The organism is Streptomyces sp. NPDC049040 (genome assembly GCF_043197715.1).
Taxonomy (GTDB): domain Bacteria; phylum Actinomycetota; class Actinomycetes; order Streptomycetales; family Streptomycetaceae; genus Actinacidiphila.
Map to the genome: position 1 here is coordinate 1 of NZ_JBICTO010000023.1, position 16,626 is coordinate 16,626.

At 71.2% G+C, this 16,626-nt stretch carries 10 protein-coding genes; 4 read left to right on the forward strand and 6 right to left on the reverse strand.

The window, feature by feature from the left end:
* Positions 1-111: 111 nt before the first annotated feature.
* Entirely contained in the window at positions 112-906 is a 795-nt protein-coding gene (locus ACGFMP_RS33080) for an SDR family NAD(P)-dependent oxidoreductase (RefSeq protein WP_393677205.1), read from the reverse strand.
* A 211-nt stretch (positions 907-1,117) separates the two neighbouring features.
* Here ACGFMP_RS33080 and ACGFMP_RS33085 point away from each other — a divergent pair, with 211 nt between their 5' ends.
* The gene (locus ACGFMP_RS33085; protein WP_393677206.1) at positions 1,118-2,140 is read left to right on the forward strand and encodes a sigma-70 family RNA polymerase sigma factor; all 1,023 of its coding nucleotides are present in this window, start codon (positions 1,118-1,120) and stop codon (positions 2,138-2,140) included.
* Between the two features lie 44 nt (positions 2,141-2,184).
* Here ACGFMP_RS33085 and ACGFMP_RS33090 read toward each other — a convergent pair whose 3' ends face one another.
* From ACGFMP_RS33090 to ACGFMP_RS33110, 5 genes are all read right to left on the reverse strand, one after another.
* Entirely contained in the window at positions 2,185-4,743 is a 2,559-nt protein-coding gene (locus ACGFMP_RS33090) for a glycoside hydrolase family 2 TIM barrel-domain containing protein (RefSeq protein WP_393677208.1), read from the reverse strand.
* On the reverse strand, positions 4,740-5,666 hold the full coding sequence (locus ACGFMP_RS33095) for a carbohydrate ABC transporter permease (RefSeq protein WP_393677210.1): 927 nt from the start codon (positions 5,664-5,666) through the stop codon (positions 4,740-4,742). Before ACGFMP_RS33095 ends, ACGFMP_RS33090 begins: the two co-directional genes overlap by 4 nt.
* The gene (locus ACGFMP_RS33100; RefSeq protein WP_393677211.1) at positions 5,663-6,613 is read right to left on the reverse strand and encodes a carbohydrate ABC transporter permease; all 951 of its coding nucleotides are present in this window, start codon (positions 6,611-6,613) and stop codon (positions 5,663-5,665) included. The genes ACGFMP_RS33095 and ACGFMP_RS33100 overlap by 4 nt, the downstream gene beginning before the upstream one ends.
* A 67-nt stretch (positions 6,614-6,680) precedes the next feature.
* A complete protein-coding gene (locus tag ACGFMP_RS33105; RefSeq protein WP_393677213.1) occupies positions 6,681-7,982 on the reverse strand; it encodes an ABC transporter substrate-binding protein in 1,302 nt (433 codons plus the stop codon).
* Positions 7,983-8,235: 253 nt separating this feature from the next.
* The gene (locus ACGFMP_RS33110) at positions 8,236-9,108 is read right to left on the reverse strand and encodes a LacI family DNA-binding transcriptional regulator (protein ID WP_393677215.1); all 873 of its coding nucleotides are present in this window, start codon (positions 9,106-9,108) and stop codon (positions 8,236-8,238) included.
* 99 nt (positions 9,109-9,207) lie between these two features.
* On the opposite strand from ACGFMP_RS33110, the gene ACGFMP_RS33115 reads away from it, so the two are divergent.
* From ACGFMP_RS33115 to ACGFMP_RS33125, 3 genes are all read left to right on the forward strand, one after another.
* Positions 9,208-10,434 carry an ROK family protein gene (locus ACGFMP_RS33115; protein WP_393677217.1) on the forward strand — a complete coding sequence of 409 codons (1,227 nt, stop codon included), beginning with the start codon at positions 9,208-9,210 and terminating at the stop codon, positions 10,432-10,434.
* 271 nt (positions 10,435-10,705) lie between these two features.
* Positions 10,706-13,228 (forward strand): discoidin domain-containing protein, encoded by a 2,523-nt coding sequence (locus tag ACGFMP_RS33120; protein WP_393677218.1) that lies wholly within the window; start codon positions 10,706-10,708, stop codon positions 13,226-13,228.
* Positions 13,229-13,307: 79 nt separating this feature from the next.
* Complete coding sequence (locus ACGFMP_RS33125) at positions 13,308-16,622, forward strand: discoidin domain-containing protein (protein WP_393677220.1); 3,315 nt, start codon at positions 13,308-13,310, stop codon at positions 16,620-16,622.
* Positions 16,623-16,626 lie beyond the last annotated feature (4 nt).

Here is a 16,626-nt window from a genome sequence, read left to right on the forward strand (position 1 = left end):
GGGGGGGGCGCGCGCCCCCCGGGCGCGCCCCGGCCCCCCCCCCGCGGGGGGGGGGGGCCCCGGGGCCCCGCCCCCCCCCCCCCCCCCCCGCGGCCCGTCCCGCCCGTGCTGTCAGTCGTCGAGGGCGCCCATGGTCAGGTTGACCACGGTGCCGGTCAGCCCGCGCGCCCGGTCTGAGGCCAGGAAGACCGCCGCGTCCGCCACCTCGCCGAGTGTCATGACCCGTCGCGGGTGGGTGGTGCCCGCCAGATACGCCCTGAACCGCTCGTAGTCGACGCCCGCCGCCTTGAGCCCCGCGACCTCCCGCATCGAGGACGTCTCGGGAATGCCGTGCGGGCGCAGGGCGAGCACGCGGATGCCGTGCGGCGCGAGCTCCGCCGACAGGCCCCGGGTGAGCGCGTCCTTGGCGGCCTGCGCCGGGCCGTAACCGCCGATCAGGGTGGTGCCCGTCCGCGCGGGAAGCGCGCTGACCGTCATGATCACGCCGGAGCCGTTCTGCACCATCCGCCGGGCCGCCAGCCGCGCGGTCAGGAAGTACGACCTCGTGTACCGGGCGATCGGCAGCGAGAACCGGTCGACGTCAAGGTCGGCCAGCGGTACCCCCACGACGCCGGTGTCCGGTACCCCGACCGCGTTGAACGACACGTCGACCCGGCCTGCCCTGCCGACCACGTACCCCAGATGCGCCTCCACCGCCCGCTCGTCCAGCGCGTCGACCGTCGCCGCCTCCGCGGAGCCGCCCGCCGCCGTGATCTCCTCGGCGACCGCGTCGACCGGCTCCCTGAGCCGCCCGGTGACGAAGAGTCTCGCCCCCTCGCTCGCGAAGGCGCGGGAGACCGCCCCGCCGATCGCGCCTCCTGCGCCGTAGACCACGACCACTTTGTCGTCGAGCATCATTGCCGACATCCCTCTCCTCCGGTTCACTGCGGCGACCCGCTCGCGCGGCCCGCCGGAGCCTGCTGTGGGGTGGACACCGCCGGGCACGGCGACCGGGCGGCGGTCGACCGCCCACTTCAGGCCCCCGCCGGTGTCTGAAGGGATGGCAGGGCAAGAGGACGCGGGAAGGGCGGACAGGGTGCGGAACGACGGCGACCCGACGGCGGTTGCGGGGGATCAGGTGGCGGCGGCAGACCTGCTCGGCAGGGCGCGGGCCGGGGACGGCGAGGCTTTCAGGCAACTGGTCGAGCGGCACCGCAGGGAGTTGCAGGTGCACTGCTACCGGATGCTCGGCTCCTTCCAGGACGCGGAGGACGCGCTCCAGGACACGCTGCTGGCCGCCTGGCAGGGGCTCGGCGCTTTCGAGGGGCGCGCCTCGCTGCGCACCTGGCTCTACCGGATCGCCACCAACCGCTGCCTCAACGCCCGGCGCGCCGCGGCCCGGCGGCCGGCCAAGCAGTGGAACGTCCCGGGCGTGGAACCGCCGGAGCCGACCCGGCTCGGCGAGGTCGTCTGGCTCGAGCCGTTCCCCGACGCCCTGCTGGAGGGGGTGGCCGACGTGCCGCCGGGACCCGAGGCGCGCTACGAGCAGGCCGAGTCGGTCTCACTGGCCTTCGTCACCGCCCTGCAGGTGCTGCCGCCGCGCCAGGTCGCCGTCCTGCTGCTGCGCGACGTCCTCGGATTCCCCGCCGCGGACGTGGCGGGCATGCTCGACTCGACCCTCGACTCGGTGAACAGCGCGCTCAAGCGGGCCCGCGCCGCCCTGCACCGAGGCCTGCCGCCGCGCCCGGGACGGGAGGCCGCCCCGGCCGCCGGCTCTCCGGCCGAACAGGCGCTCGTCGCGAGATTCGTCAGCGCGTACGAGTCCGCCGACCTCGACGCGCTGATCGCGCTGCTGACCGACGACGTCTTCATGTCGATGCCGCCGATGCCGCTCGAGTACGAGGGCCGCGAGGTCGTGGCCCGCTTCTGCGCGGGGCTGTTCGGCGCGGGCCGGAGGTTCGATCTCGTCCCGACCCGCGCCAACGGGCAGCCGGCCTTCGGCGCCTACCTGCACGCCGCCACCGGCGACCGCCATGGAACCGGCCTCATCGTCGTCTCGCTGTCCGGCGACCGGATCGGCGCCATGACCCGCTTCGAGAGCGGCGCGCTGCCGTGGTTCGGGCTGCCCCGCTCGCTGCCGGGCCGCCAGGACCTCCCGTAGGGACGGCCGGTGCCGGTCCAGCCCGTGCCGGTCAGCCGGTGCCGTCAGCCGGTCAGCTCGGCGGATGAGCGGACCGCGGCGCCCAGCAGGGCAGGACCCGGCAGGGCGGCGCCCGGTGCGACGGTGATCGCCTGCCCGTCCCTGCGGGTGATCCGGAAGGTGTGCCGCTCCCCCGGCAGCAGCGTGACCAGGGCCTCGTCCACAACCAGTTCGTGCGGCTCGACGCCGAGCGGCCCGGCGAGCCGGTCGGCGAAGACGCACACGTCGCGCAGCACGGTCACCGCGGTGACCGTCACCCGCAGCTCGCCGGCGGCGAGTTCGAGGCCGACCGTCCGCTCGGGCAGCGGCCCTGTCAGCTCGCGGTCCTGGCGGTAGGCCCAGGTGGTGCGCACCCCGTCGGCGTCGACGACGAGCAGCTCGGCGTGCGGGTCGGCCGGGCGGCCGACCTCGGGGTCGAGCGGCAGGTGCAGCAGGCCGCCGGCCGGGCAGGTGGGCCGCAGCCGGGCTCTGGCGTACTCTCGGCCGTCGAGCCCGATCCGCAGGACGGTGACCTCGGGCCGCCAGTCGTCGCCGGTGTCGTCGACGAGCGCGAGCACCAGGCCGCCGTCGCCCGCGGGGTCGTGGGTGGGCCCCGGGCGCAGCGGCTGGACGGTGGCCAGCCGGGGGGCGAACGCGTGCCGCAGGGCGTACCACAGGGGCTTCTCGATGCCGGAGCTGTCGACGGCAGACCAGCTGATCGCGGGCCAGCAGTCATTGAGCTGCCAGACGACGACCCCGCCGCAGCGCTCGCGGGAGCGCAGCCACTCCACGCCCGCGGCGACGGCGCGGGCCTGGACGAGCTGGGTCGCGAAGTGCCAGTCGGCGCCGCCGGCCGGGGCCGGCAGATGCGGCTGGAGTCCGCGGGTGAGCTTGTGCATTCCGTCGATCGCGCGCAGGTGGTGGCGGGTCAGCGGCGAGTCGGGGCCCGGCGTCTCACCGTCGAGGACCCGTTCGAGGGTGGTCCAGGCGGCGGGGCCGCACCAGCCCATCTCCGCCACGAACGCCGGGTCGTGGTCGCGGTAGTGCGCGTAGTCGCCCTCGTTCCAGGCGTCCCACAGGTGGCTGGGGCCGTGGGTGTCCGCCAGCGGGTCGCGCTCCAGGGTGCCGGACCAGGGCGAGTTCGGCAGGTACGGGCGGGTCGGATCGAGGCGGGCCAGGATCCGGGGCAGCAGGTCGAGGTAGTAGGCGGCGCCCCAGCCGCGGGTGCCGAGCTGGTCGGCCCAGCCCCAGTGGTGCCGGCCGAGCACGGTCTCGTTGCCGCCGCACCAGAGCACCAGGCTGGGGTGTGCCGACATCCGCGCGACGGCCTGCTCCGCCTCGGCGGTGACCAGTGCGGTCATCTCGTCGTCCTCGCAGTAGGCGGCGCAGGCGAAGAGGAAGTCGTGCCAGACCAGGACGCCGCGCTCGTCGCAGGCGTCGAGGAAGTCCTCGGTCGCGAAGTGGCCGCCGCCCCAGACCCGCAGCAGGTTGGCGTTCCCCGCCACGGCCTGGTCGATCCGCCGCCTGACGCGGTCCGGGGTGACGCGGCCGGCGAGGGTGTCGTCGGGGATCCAGTTGTAGCCGCGTACCCGTACGGTCCTGCCGTTGACGACCAGTGCCCAGCGGGTGCCGGCCGCGTCCGGGGTCTCGTCCACCGCCACGCTGCGCAGGCCGACGCGGACCGTGGCGGCGTCGAGGACGGTGCCGCCGTGGTCGAGTTCTGCCCGCAGCAGGTAGCGGGGCTGCGCCCCGAGGCCGACCGGCCACCACAGTTCCGGGTCGTCGAGGGTCAGGGTGACCGCGGCCTCGTCGCCCACGACCGTGGCCGCCGCCGACGCGGCGGGGCGGCCTGCCGGGTCGCTCAGCTCGACCCGGACCCTGGAGCCCGCGGGCGCTTCGACCCGGACGTGGGCCGTGACGTGGGCGGCGCCGTGGTCGGGGGCCAGCGCGACGAGCGGGCGGACGTGGTCGATCCGGCCGAGGTGGGTCTCCAGCCGGATGCCGCGCCAGATGCCCGCGGTGACGAAGTGCGGTCCCCAGTCCCAGCCGAAGTTCGCCGCGGCCTTGCGCACGTGCGCGTACGGCTCGTCGTAGGGGCTGGGCAGCGGGCCGTGCGCGCGTTCGTGCGCGCGGGCGGCCTCCCATGCGGAGGCGAAGCGGATCTCGATGAGGTTGTCACCGGGCCGCAGGACGTCGTCGACCTGCCAGCGGTGGGCGATGTGCTGGTCGCGTGCGGCTCCGACGCGGCGCCCGTTGACGTGGACCTCGGCGATGGTGTCGAGGCCGTCCGCCACGAGGTCGGTACGGGCGCCGGGAGTCGGTGACCACGGGAAGTGGCGGCGATAGGTCCACTGGGAGTGGCCGACCCAGAGCTGTGCCTGCTCGCCCCACCCGGCGTCGGGATCGGCGAGGAGTCCCGCGGCGAGCAGCGCGGTGTGCACATCGCCTGGCACCTGCGCGCTCACGGCCGCGGTGCGGACGGCGCCGGGGACCTCGTGCGGTCCCGCCGCCCAGGTCAGTTCCCATTCGCCGCCGAGGTCGAACCGGGTGGCGGTGGGAGTCGCGGTCTGCGTGGTGAGTGTCATCCTTTGACCGCCCCTGCGGTGAGAGCTTCCTGCATGCGGCGGCTGGAGAGCGAGTAGGCGACGTACACCGGCAGGAGGGTCAGCACGGTGCCCGCGGTGAGCACGCCGAAGTTCGTCGCGTCGGAGACGAGCGTCGGCAGGGCGACCTGGGCGGTACGCACGTCGGGCCCGGTGCCGGTGATGGTCAGTGAGAACAGGTACTCGTTCCAGAACGTGAGCAGCTGGAGGATCGTCACGCTGACGACGCCGGGCATCGCGATGGGGATGAACACGTTGACCAGCAGCCGCCAGTTGCCGGCGCCGTCGAGCGCGGCGGACTCCACCAGGGCCTGCGGGACGGTGCGCATGAACTGGGTGAGCAGCAGGACCGACAGCGGCAGCGCGCTGGCCGGCAGGAAGAGCATCTGGAACTCGCGGGTGTAGAAGAGGTCCGTCTTGATCGCCAGGATGACCGTGGGGATCAGCGCGGCGAAGGGCGGGATGAGGAAGCCGACGGAGAACGTGCCGGTGATCATCCGGGAGAGCCGGGTGTCCAGGCGTGCGAGGGCGTAGGCGGCCGGCAGCGCCAGGCCGAGCGTCAGCACGATGGCGACCGCGGAGATGAGCAGCGAGTTGGCCAGGGCACGGCCCAGGTCGGCGGTGCGCCAGGCGGTGGAGAAGTTCTCCCACAGCCAGTGCTTCGGCAGCGCGAACGGGTGGGTGAATATCTCGATGTTCGTCTTGAGGGCGCTGACGGCCAGGTAGTAGAGCGGCGCGGCGAGCAGCAGCGCGTAGAGCCAGGACAGTACGGCCGCGAGCGGTCCGCGGGTGCGCCGGGACCGGCGGGCGGCGGCCGGGCGGCGGGCGGCGGCGGGCCGCGGCGGGGCCTGCCGCGTGGGCGCGGCGTGCGGGCGGGGCAGCCGGGTGGCGTGCGGGGCGGTCATCGGATCTTCTCCAGGGGGCTGCGCAGCAGCGCGCGGATGAGGAGCATCCCGGCGATGCCGAGGAGGAGCAGGACGACACCGACCACCTGGCTGTATCCGAGGTCGCTCTGGGCGAAGGCCTTCTGGTAGACCAGGTAGGACAAGGTCGTGGACGAGGTGCCGGGTCCGCCCTTGGTGAGGAGCAGGATCAGCGCGGCCGAGGTGAACAGGGTCCACAGGAACTGGAGCATCGCCAGGGTGCGGACGTAGTCCTTGACCATCGGGAAGGTGATCTGCCACATGATGCGCAAGCGGCCCGCGCCGTCGATCCTGGCCGCCTCGACGACCTCGGCGGGAACGCTGGAGAGCCGGGCGGCGAACAGCACCGCGGTCCATCCGATGCCGCGCCACAGGTCGATGGCGATGAGGCTGGGCAGCGCGGTGCCGGGGTCGGCGAGCCAGGAGTCGGCGAGCGAGTCGAGGCCGACCGCCCGCAGCGCCCCGTTGGCACCGCCGTCGGGCGACAGCACCCCGTAGAAGATCATCCCGGTGATGGAGATCGAGATCAGGCCGGGCGAGAAGTAGAGCACCGACAGCACGCGGTAGCCGCGGGGCTTGGTGCTCAGGTGGTAGCCCAGCATGAACGCCAGCGGGATCATCACCGGGATGACGACGGCGACCTGCACCGCGCTGTTGCGTACCGCGTCGTGGAAGACCGGGTCGGCGAAGACGGTCCTGATGTTCTCCGCCCCGATGTACGTCGGGTCGTACAGCAGCCCCTTCCAGCGCAGGGTGGCGATGACGAACATCGCGACGAGCGGGCCCACGGAGAAGACGGCGAACCACACCAGGGACGGGACCGTCAGCCACAGCAGGCGCGGCGAGTTCAGCCCGCCGCCGCGCCGGCGTCCGCGGGCGGCGGTCGGTGGCGCGGCGCGACCGCCGGCCAGGATGCTGCTCGATGACATGTGCGTTTCCTATCGCGAGGGCGGGGGCCGCCCGGTGCTGCCGCGGCCCCCGCTCGGGAAGCGGGTGTCAGCCCTTGGTGGCGCTGTCGAGGCCGGAGCAGATCTTGTCCGGCGTCGACTTCCCGTACGCGCCGGTCAGGACCTGGATGATCCGGTCCGACGCGGAGCCGATCCAGACGTCGGGCACCACGGCGTAGTCCACCGCGGCGTCCAGGTGCAGTGACTGGGAGAGCAGCGGGTCCTTCGCGTAGGTGCCGAAGTCACCGCTGGTCGGGGGCAGGATGCCGGCGTCCTTGACGAAGTCCCCGACGGTCGCGTCGGCGTAGAACTTGGTGATCAGCTTGCGGACGTTGTCGATCCGGTCGGGCTGGGCACCCCGTTTGGTGATCATGAATCCGACGCCGGTGAAGCCCTGGAAGGCGGTCGGCTTCTTGAAGGTCGAGTCGCCGGGGACGGGGAGTCCGGCGAGCGCGGTGTGCTTCTCGATCCCGGTGCCGGAGGCGGTGGCCTCGGTGTACGCCCATGAACCGGCCGACATGATCGCGGACTTGCCGGCGTAGAAGGAGGCGTACATGCCGTCGGCTATCAGGCCCGCGGCATTGTCGACGAAGACGCCGGCGTCGCGCAGCCGGGTGAACAGCTTGATGCCCTGGAGCACCGAAGGCGTGGCGCAGTAGCCGCCGTTCTTCATGACCTTCTCCATGGTCGCGGCGTCGGTGTACGACTCGGCGATCTGGTAGAAGAGCTTCTGCCCCGTCCAGTCGTTCCCGCCGACGGTGAGCGGCTGGATGCCCGCGGCGCGCAGCTTCCCCGCCGCGTCGATCAACTCGTCGGTGGTGGCCGGGATCTGGGCCACACCGGCCTTCTTGAGCAGGTCGGTGTTGTACCACATCGGCCAGCTGAAGCCGGAGAACGGCAGGCCCTGCAGCGCGCCGCCCGGCTTGCCGCCGACCCGCCACTCGTCCAGCGCCGCGGGCTTGATCTTGTCCGCCAGCCCCCATTCCTTCAGGTACTTGTCGACCGGGACGGTGACGCCGGCGTCCTGCCAGCCCAGCGTCTTGTCGAAGAGGTTGACGATCACCAGGTCGGGGGACTTGCCTGCCGCGACGGCGTTCTCGACCTGGTCGTCGATGGTCTCCAGGCCGTCGGTGGCGTTGACCTTGATGCCGGTCTCGTCGGTGAACGCCTTGAAGACGCGGCCCTGGGCCGCGGCCGCCGAGTTGCCCGCCGACCAGCGGGTGACGACGTCGATCGCATTGCCGCCGCCCCCCTGACCGCTGGAGCCGCAGGCGGCGAGGGTGAAGGCGAGGGCGCTGGCGACGGCGGCGGCCACGGCGCGCACGGCCCGTGGCCTGGTGCGGTGGTCCATAGTCTTTCCTTTGCTGTGCGTGCAGGGGTGGAGGAGCACGTCGATCTCGACGATCGGCCGATGGCGCGTGGGGAACGACGGGCTGGAACGCGCCGGGGTACAGGTGTCCCAGGCGGTCACCGAGAGTGCACCGGCCTGTTCTGCGGGTGCTCGCGAGACAGCGTCCACGACGGCAACCCATGGAGTCAAGTACTAAGATTAGTAATCTATGAAAGCCCAGGGTGACGGACAGGGCAGGCGGCGACTCAGTCGGTCAGAGGGTTCCGCGGGTGACGAGCCGGGCAGGCGCGGCCTTGACGACACGCGCCCCGCCCACGGGCACGTCCTGCGCCAAGGCCTCCACCAGGGCGTTGCCGACCAGCTCGCCCAGCTCTTGGACGTCGTGGCTGACCGCGCTGAGCGGCGGCACCGCCAGCTGGCACAGCGCCGAGTCGTCCCAGGCCACCAGCGAGAGGTCGGCCGGGACCGCGGGACCGCGGCGACCCGCCTCGTGCAGCGCGCCCAGCGCCATCACATCGTTGTCGAAGACCAGCGCGGTGGGGCGGTCCGCGAGCGCGCCCAGCGCGGTGACGGCGCGTACGCCCGCCGCCTCCGAGTAGTCGCCGTCGAACACCGTGGTGCGCACCCCGTACTCCGCCGCGACCGACTCGAAGGTCCTGCGCCTGATGATGGTGTGCGCCATCTGGGCCGGGCCGCCGACGTGGCCGAGATGCCTGTGGCCCGCGGCGACCAGGGCGGCGACCACGTCCCGCATCGCCACGTCGTCCTGCGTCCACACCGCGGGCAGCCCGCCGGCGGTGACCGGGTCCCCGATGACGACCGCGGGCATGCCCAACTGCTCGACCAGCGCGACGCGTTCGTCCCCGGGCAGCAGATCGATGAGGATCATGCCCTGCACCTGGCCGTACCGCGCCCAGGCGCGCATGCGCTCGCTCGCCTGCCGCACCGTGGCCACCACCTGGAGCAGCACCGGCACGCCGAGCGGCACCAGGACGCGCTCCATTCCCGCGATGAACTCGTGGAAGAACGGCTCGGCGCCCAGCACCTCCGCGTCCCGTACCAGGGCGAGACCGACCGGAGTGCCCTGCCGCAGGCGTGCCGTCCGGCCGCCCGGTGACGCAGCCATGGTTCCTCCTGGTCGATCGAGCTCGTCCGGCCTTCGTCTAACCTCGTCCACACAACGTGGTCGTGCGACAGCGTACGGCGGGACGAGAGGTGGTCGAGGGTGGCCCGACGGGAGTCAGCGGCTGCGGGACCCGGTAGCCGCGCGCTCGTCGTGGACCTCATCCGCTCCTCGGGGCCGATCAGCCGGGTGGAGCTGGTCAAGGTCACCGGGCTGACGCAGCCGACGATCTCCAACATCGTCCGCCGGCTGATCGACGACGGCGTCGTGCGCGAGACCGGCGACACCGTCGCGACCCGCGGCAAGCCCCGCGCCATGCTGGTCATCAACTCCCGCGCGGCCTACGGCGTCGGCATCCACATGGGCGCCGACACCCTGACCTGCGTGGTGACCGACACGCGGGGCGGCACCGTGGGCCGCCAGCTGGTCGCGGGACCCGCCGACAGCCGGCCGGCCGAGGTGGCCGCCCGGCTCGCCGCGCTCTACCGCGATGTCACCGACGGCCTCGGCCTGCCGCCGCAGAGCGTGGCAGGGCTCGCCGTCGTCGGCCCCGGCCCTGTCGATGTCGCACGCGGCGGATTCCTGGCGCCGCCCGGCCCGCGGCAGCGCGGCGGGCTCGACCTCGCCCAGGCGCTGAGCGGCCGGCTGGACGTGCCCGTGCTGGTCGACAGCGACGCGGCCGCGGCCGCGGTCGGCGAGTTCTGGGGGCGGCAGGTCTCCAGGGAGCGCACCTTCGGCTGCCTCTACATGAACTCCGGCATCGGCTCCGGCGTCGTGCTGGACGGCGCGCTGCACCGCGGTGCCAGCTCCAACGCCGGGAAGATCGGCCACATCTCGGTGGTCCGCGACGGCGAGCCCTGCCCCTGTGGGAACCGCGGCTGCCTCGAGCAGTACGCGGCCCCGCACGCGGTGGTCGCCCGCGCCCTGACGGTGCCGGGCCTGGCGGACCGGCTGCGCATCCGCTCCGACGACCCGGACGCACGCGCCTTCGACGTGCTGGCCCGGGCGGCCGTCTACGGCGACGGCGAGGCCCGCGCGCTGGTCGAGGAGTCGGCGGCGCTGCTCGCCGAGGGCGCCGTGACCCTCGCCAACCTGTGGGACCTGGACACGCTCGTGCTCGCGGGCCCCGGCTTCGCCGTCGCCGGGTCCCTCTACGTCACCGAGATCCGCCGCCGGCTGGCAGAACAGGCCTTCACCCGGGAGGTGCACGGCGTGCGGGTCGACCTGTCGAGCAATCCGCGGGACTCCGCCGCGATCGGCGGGGCGGCCCTGGTGCTGCAGGGCTCGGTCGCACCCGGGCACGGGCCGCAGGTCGCGGCACGGGCGTAGCGGATAGGCCGCCGGCGCCGGCCGGGAGGCGGCCGAACGGATGGTTCCGTCCGACGTCTTGATGCCGGTGCGGCGCGCCGGTACGGTGCTCGAACTGCCGGGCCGTTTCCGGGCGATGACGGGGAAGACTTGCATAGATTAATAATGAAACTTATCGTCAGCGCCCCTGCCGTACGGCAGCCCCCCACCCAGAACCACCGCTTCCGCCCCCTGCCTGCCCCGGCTCCGGCCGCCCGGCGCGGCCGGGGCCGGTTGCGGCAAAGGAGCCCCCATGAGACACCGCAGGACCCCCGCGTCCTGGCGCCCGGGCGCCAGGACCAGAGCGCTGTGCGCCCTCGTCGGCGCCCTCGCGCTCTTCTCCGTGGCCATGCCCGGGATCGCGGCGCACGCCGCCGCCCCACGCGTGATCCACGTCGCCAAGAACGGCAGCGACAGCAATGCCGGCACCCAGGCCGCCCCGTACCTCACCATCAACCACGCGGCACAGGAGGCCCAGCCCGGTGACACGGTGCTGGTGCACGCCGGGCTCTACCGGGAGACGGTCAAGCCCGCACGCGGCGGGACCGACGAGGCGCACCGCATCACGTATGCGGACGCCGGTGACGGCGAGGTGGTCGTCAAGGGCTCGGAGGAAGTCGACTCCTGGGTTCGGGCCGGCGGCAACGTCTGGAGCGTCACCCTGCCCGCCGGCTACTTCGGCGACTACAACCCCTACGCGACGGGCCAGCCGCAGGGCGGCGGCGGCGACGTCTTCCCCGGCTACACCGCGGGCGACGTCTACCTGGACGAGCAGGCGTACTCCGAGAAGCCGGCCCTGGGCGACGTGCAGGGCACGGCGGGCACCTGGTACTCGCAGGTGTCCGGCGGCAGCACCACGATCTGGGCGAACTTCAACGGCGCCGACCCGAACTCCAGGCTCGCCGAGATCAACGTACGCAGGCAGGTGTTCGCCCCCGACGCCTGGGGGCTGGGCTACATCACCGTGGACGGCTTCACGGTGAAGCAGGCGGCCAACACCTACTCGGACTTCCCGAGCAGCCCGTCGCGGCGGCAGGCAGGCGCGATCAGCGTCAACGGCGGCCTGAAGTGGATCATCGAGAACAACATCGTCGTCAACGCCCGCACCATCGGCATCGACATCGGCCTCGGAAACGACGAGTGGGCGGGCAACCGGCCCGGCACGACCAGGACGAACTTCCACGACACCGCCAAGTACGGCTCGCACATCGTCCGCAACAACTACATCGCGAAGTGCGGCCAGTCCGGCATCGCCGGAGTCTTCTCCTGGAATTCCGACATTCTGTACAACAGGATCGAGGACACCGACTACCGCAACGAGTTCAGCGGCGCGGAGACCGCCCCGATCAAGGTCCACTACATGAACGAGGGACTGATCAAGGGCAATTACATCAAGAACTCGAAGGGCGGCAACTCCGCGGGCATCTGGACCGACTGGGGCAACCAGAACGTCCGGATCACCGGCAACATCGTGATGAACAGCCCCTGGGGCTATTACGCGGAGGCCGTCTTCGGCCCGATCCTGGTGGACGACAACGTCTTCATCGGCAACAGCGACATCAGGACGCTGGACGCCACCGGCATCGTCTTCGCCAACAACCTGTTCGTCGACAACGGCAGCATCCACAACGACGGCAGCGGCAGGGACGCCTACTACTTCCAGCCGGGCACGATGAACGAGACCACGGCGCTCACCTCACCGGAGAAGTTCTTCTGGTACAACAACCTGGTCCAGGGCTCCACGCTGCCCGACAGCGCCACCGACAAGACGCAGGTGAAGGAAGGCAACTTCACCAACGTCATCTCCAACGTCCACTACACCGCGACCACTTCGCAGCTGTCGCTGAACTTCGACCTCAACGCCTCGGGCATCAGCGGCCTCACCCCGGTCACCCAGTCCCGGGTCGGCGTCATCCCGCACGCGAACCAGAGCATCGCCGCCGACGTCGACACCGACTTCTTCGGCTCCCCGATCAACAGCGGCAACGTCATGGCGGGCCCGTTCGCGGCCGCGCACAACGGCGCCAACTCCTTCACCCTGTGGCCGCCGGCCGGCCAGACCGTGCCTGCGCCGCCTGCCCCGCCGAGCGGTGTGCCGGTGAACCTGTCGCTGAACCCGGGCGCCAAGGCCACCGCCTCCTACCAGGACGGCACGTACACCGCCGCCAACGCCATCGACGGCAACCCGTCCTCGCGCTGGTCCAGCGACCACAGCAACGACAACAGCGCCTGGATCCAGGTCGACCTCGGCGGACAGTACAACGTCACCACCGCGGTACTGACCTGGGAGGCCGCCTACGCCAAGGCCTACAAAGTCCAGGTGTCAGACGACGGAAGCCACTGGACCGACACCTACTCCACCACCACAGGCCAAGGCGGCACCGAGACCGTCGACGTCGGCAAGTCCGCACGATACGTGCGCATGCAGGGCGTCACCCCCAACACCCCGTACGGCTACTCCCTCTACGAGTTCGAGGTGGACGGCACGCCAGCGGGCGGCGGTGGCGGCGCGCCCAGCGTCTACGGTGACGCCGGCTACTCCGGCCCGTCGGCCACGCTCGCCACGGGCAGCTACGACCTGCCGCAACTCCAGGCCGCGGGCATCGCCAACGACAGCATCTCCTCCCTGCGGGTCCCGGCCGGCTACACGGTGACCGCCTACGCCGACGCGGGCTTCACCGGCACCCAGTGGACCTTCACCTCCGACAACGCCAACCTCACCGGCACCGGGAACAACGACGCGATCTCCTCGCTGCGCGTCACGAGGGCACAGTGACCACCGCCCAGCGGTCCGACCTGGACCCTCTCGACCCTGACAACGTTGCCATCGGCCCGTACGTGAACGAAGGAGCCCCATGAGACAGGGCATGTTCCGCCCGGTACCCCGCGCCGCACTCGGCAGACGGCTGCTCGCCGTCGCCCTCCCCTTGCTGCTGCTGTTCGCGGCGGCGATCCAGTCCGGCACCGCGCGGGCGGCGGTCGCGCCGGTGAACCTGTCGCGCGATCCGGGCGCCAAGGCCACCGCCTCCTACCAGGACGGCACGTACACCGCCGCCAACGCCATCGACGGCAACGCCTCGTCGCGCTGGTCGAGCGACCACAGCAACGACAACAGCGCCTGGATCCAGGTCGACCTCGGCGGACAGTACAACGTCACCACCGCGGTACTGACCTGGGAGGCCGCCTACGCCAAGGCCTACAAAGTCCAGGTGTCAGACGACGGAAGCCACTGGACCGACACCTACTCCACCACCACAGGCCAAGGCGGCACCGAGACCGTCGACGTCGGCAAGTCCGCACGATACGTGCGCATGCAGGGCGTCACCCCCAACACCCCGTACGGCTACTCCCTCTACGCCTTCGACGTCTACGGGACCGCGGGCAGCGGCGGCACCGGCACGGCCGGCTCCGCGACGACGGCGCCGTCGACCAGCTACCCGCAGACGTACAGCGACTGGCAGGACGGCCTGCTGGCCGGCAACGGCAAGCAGGGCATCATCGTCTTCGGCAACCCGCGCAACGACACCGTCGTCTTCGACGACAAGGACTTCTTCATGGCCAGGACGGAGGCCCATCCACACCGGACCTTCAACACGGTCAGCGCCGGCGACATCAACCGCATCCGCGACCTGCTGATCTCCGACGACTACCAGGACGCCAACCAGCTGGCGGCCGACGTGCAGGGCTACCAGGGCGGCGGCGAGGGCAGCAAGCACCCGGGCTACAAGATGACGGTGCAGATGCCGGACAGCGGCCCGATCACCGACTACGTCCGCTCCACCGACTACTCGGCGGGCGTCGTCAAGGTCAACTGGACCGACGACAAGGGCCGTTGGGAACGCGACTCCTTCGTCTCCCGCACCGACGGCGCCACCGTCCAGTACCTGCCCGCACCGGCGGGTCAGAAGCTGAACGTCACCCTGGGCCTGTCCATCGACCCGGGGATGAACCTGCTCAGCAAGGGCGTCACCGCCACCGACAACTCGACCGCCGACTACCTCGACCTGCGGGCGAAGTATCCCGGCGGGAGCTACAACGCGGGCTACGAGGGCGTCACCCGGATCGTGACGGACGGCACCAAGACGCTGTCCGGCGGCAAGGTGACGGTCTCCAATGCGACCTACGTCACCCTGCTCTCACTCACCCAGCGCTACAACGGCACCTACAACGGCGGCGTCCCGGCAGAACAGGAGTGGAGCAGGAACCCGCTGCAGTCGAAGCTGGCCGCGATGACCACCGACTACCAGACGCTGCTGTCCCGGCACACCGCCGCCCACAGCGCCATCTTCAACCGGGTCTCCTACGATCTGGGCGCCTCCCCCCAGGACCGAGCCAAGTCCACCGAGCAGCTGATCGCCGAGCAGAAGCAGACGTCGACGCCGATCCCCGCGCTGTACGAGCGGATGTTCTACGCCGGCCGCTACCACCTGCTCGGGTCGAGCGGCCCGACGGCCGCACCCGACCTGCTGGGGAACTGGACGGGCGACAGCAATGTCGGCTGGGACGGCTACTACCACCTGGACGCCAACCTCAACCTGCAGATCTCCAGCGGCAACATCGGCAACATGCCGGAGGCCATGGCCGGCTACTTCTGGCTCAACAAGCAGTGGCAGAAGGACTTCGAGACCAACGCGAAGAAGCTGCTCGGCACCCGGGGCATGCTCACCGGCGGCAACACGCCCAACGGCGAAGGACTCATCTCCAACATCAACCACGACTACCCCTACCAGTACGTCACCGGCGGGGAGTCGTGGCTGCTCGAACCGTTCTGGGAGCACTACCAGGTCACCGGGGACAAGACCTTCCTCGCCGACCAGTACTACCCGCTGATCCGCGACATGGGCGACTTCTACGAGGACTTCCTGGTCAAGAAGGACAGCCACGGCAAGTACATCTTCGCCGGCTCCATCTCACCGGAGAACACACCGCCGGGTGAGATGCCGCTTGCGGTCAACTCGGTCTACGACATCTCCGGCGCCCGGTTCGCGCTGTCGACGCTGATCCAGACGGCGAAGGCGCTCGGCCGGGACAGCGACAAGATCGCCGTCTGGCAGGAGAAGCTCGACAACCTGCCCCCGTACCTGGTCAACAACGACGGGGCACTGGCCGAGTGGGCGTGGCCCGACCTGGCGGACAAGAACAACTACCAGCACCGGCACTCCAGCGGCCTGATGCCCGTCTGGCCCTACCGCGAGATCACCCCCGAGACCGATCCGGCCGGCTACAACGCCGCCAGGGTCTTCCTCCAGAAGAAGGACACCGGCTCCTACGAGAACGCCGGCCACGGCCTGCTGCACGCGGCACTCATCGCCGCCGACCTGAACCAGCCCGACTCCGTCGCCGCGAAGCTGCTGCGGTTCGTCCAGGACGACTACTACTACAGCAGCATGGCCACCTCCCACTACAACGGCCACAACACGTTCGCGACGGATGTGGTCAACTCGGTGCCCACGATCATGATGGAGATGCTGGCCTCCAGCCGGCCGGGAACGCTGGAGCTGCTCCCCGCGGTGCCGAAGGGCCTGAAGAAGGGCTCCGTGTCCGGCATGCTCGGCAAGAGCCAGTTCACCATCGACAACCTGACCTGGGACACCGACAACCACAAGGTCAAGGTGACGCTCACCTCGGCCATCGACCAGAACCTGACGCTGATCCAGCGCTCCGGCATCCAGTCGGTCACCGCCGACGGCGTCACGGTCCAGAGCTCCCCGCTCGGCGGCATCGCCCGCGTCCTGCCGCTCCAGAAGGGCAGGACGGTCACCCTCGACCTGACGCTCAGCGCGCCGAGGACCGATCTGGCCCAGGGCAGGACCGCCACCGCGTCCTCGGCGTCCAACAGCGACCAGACCGCGGCGAAGGCCGTCGACGGGGACCTGTCCACCCGCTGGAGCGCGGGACCCGACGCGAACAGCTGGCTCCAGGTCGACCTCGGCGGCACGTACAACCTGAGCGAGATCGACCTGCTGTGGGAGGAGTCCTACGCCAAGGGCTACAAGCTCCAGGCATCCACCGACGGCTCCACCTGGCGGGACATGTACACCCAGACCGCCTCGACGGGCGGCACCGAGAAGGTCCCCGTCAGCGGTCCGGCCAGATACGTGCGCATGCAGGGCACGGCGAAGTCCGGGCAATGGGGCTACTCGCTCTGGGAGATGGAGGTCTTCGCCTGACAGG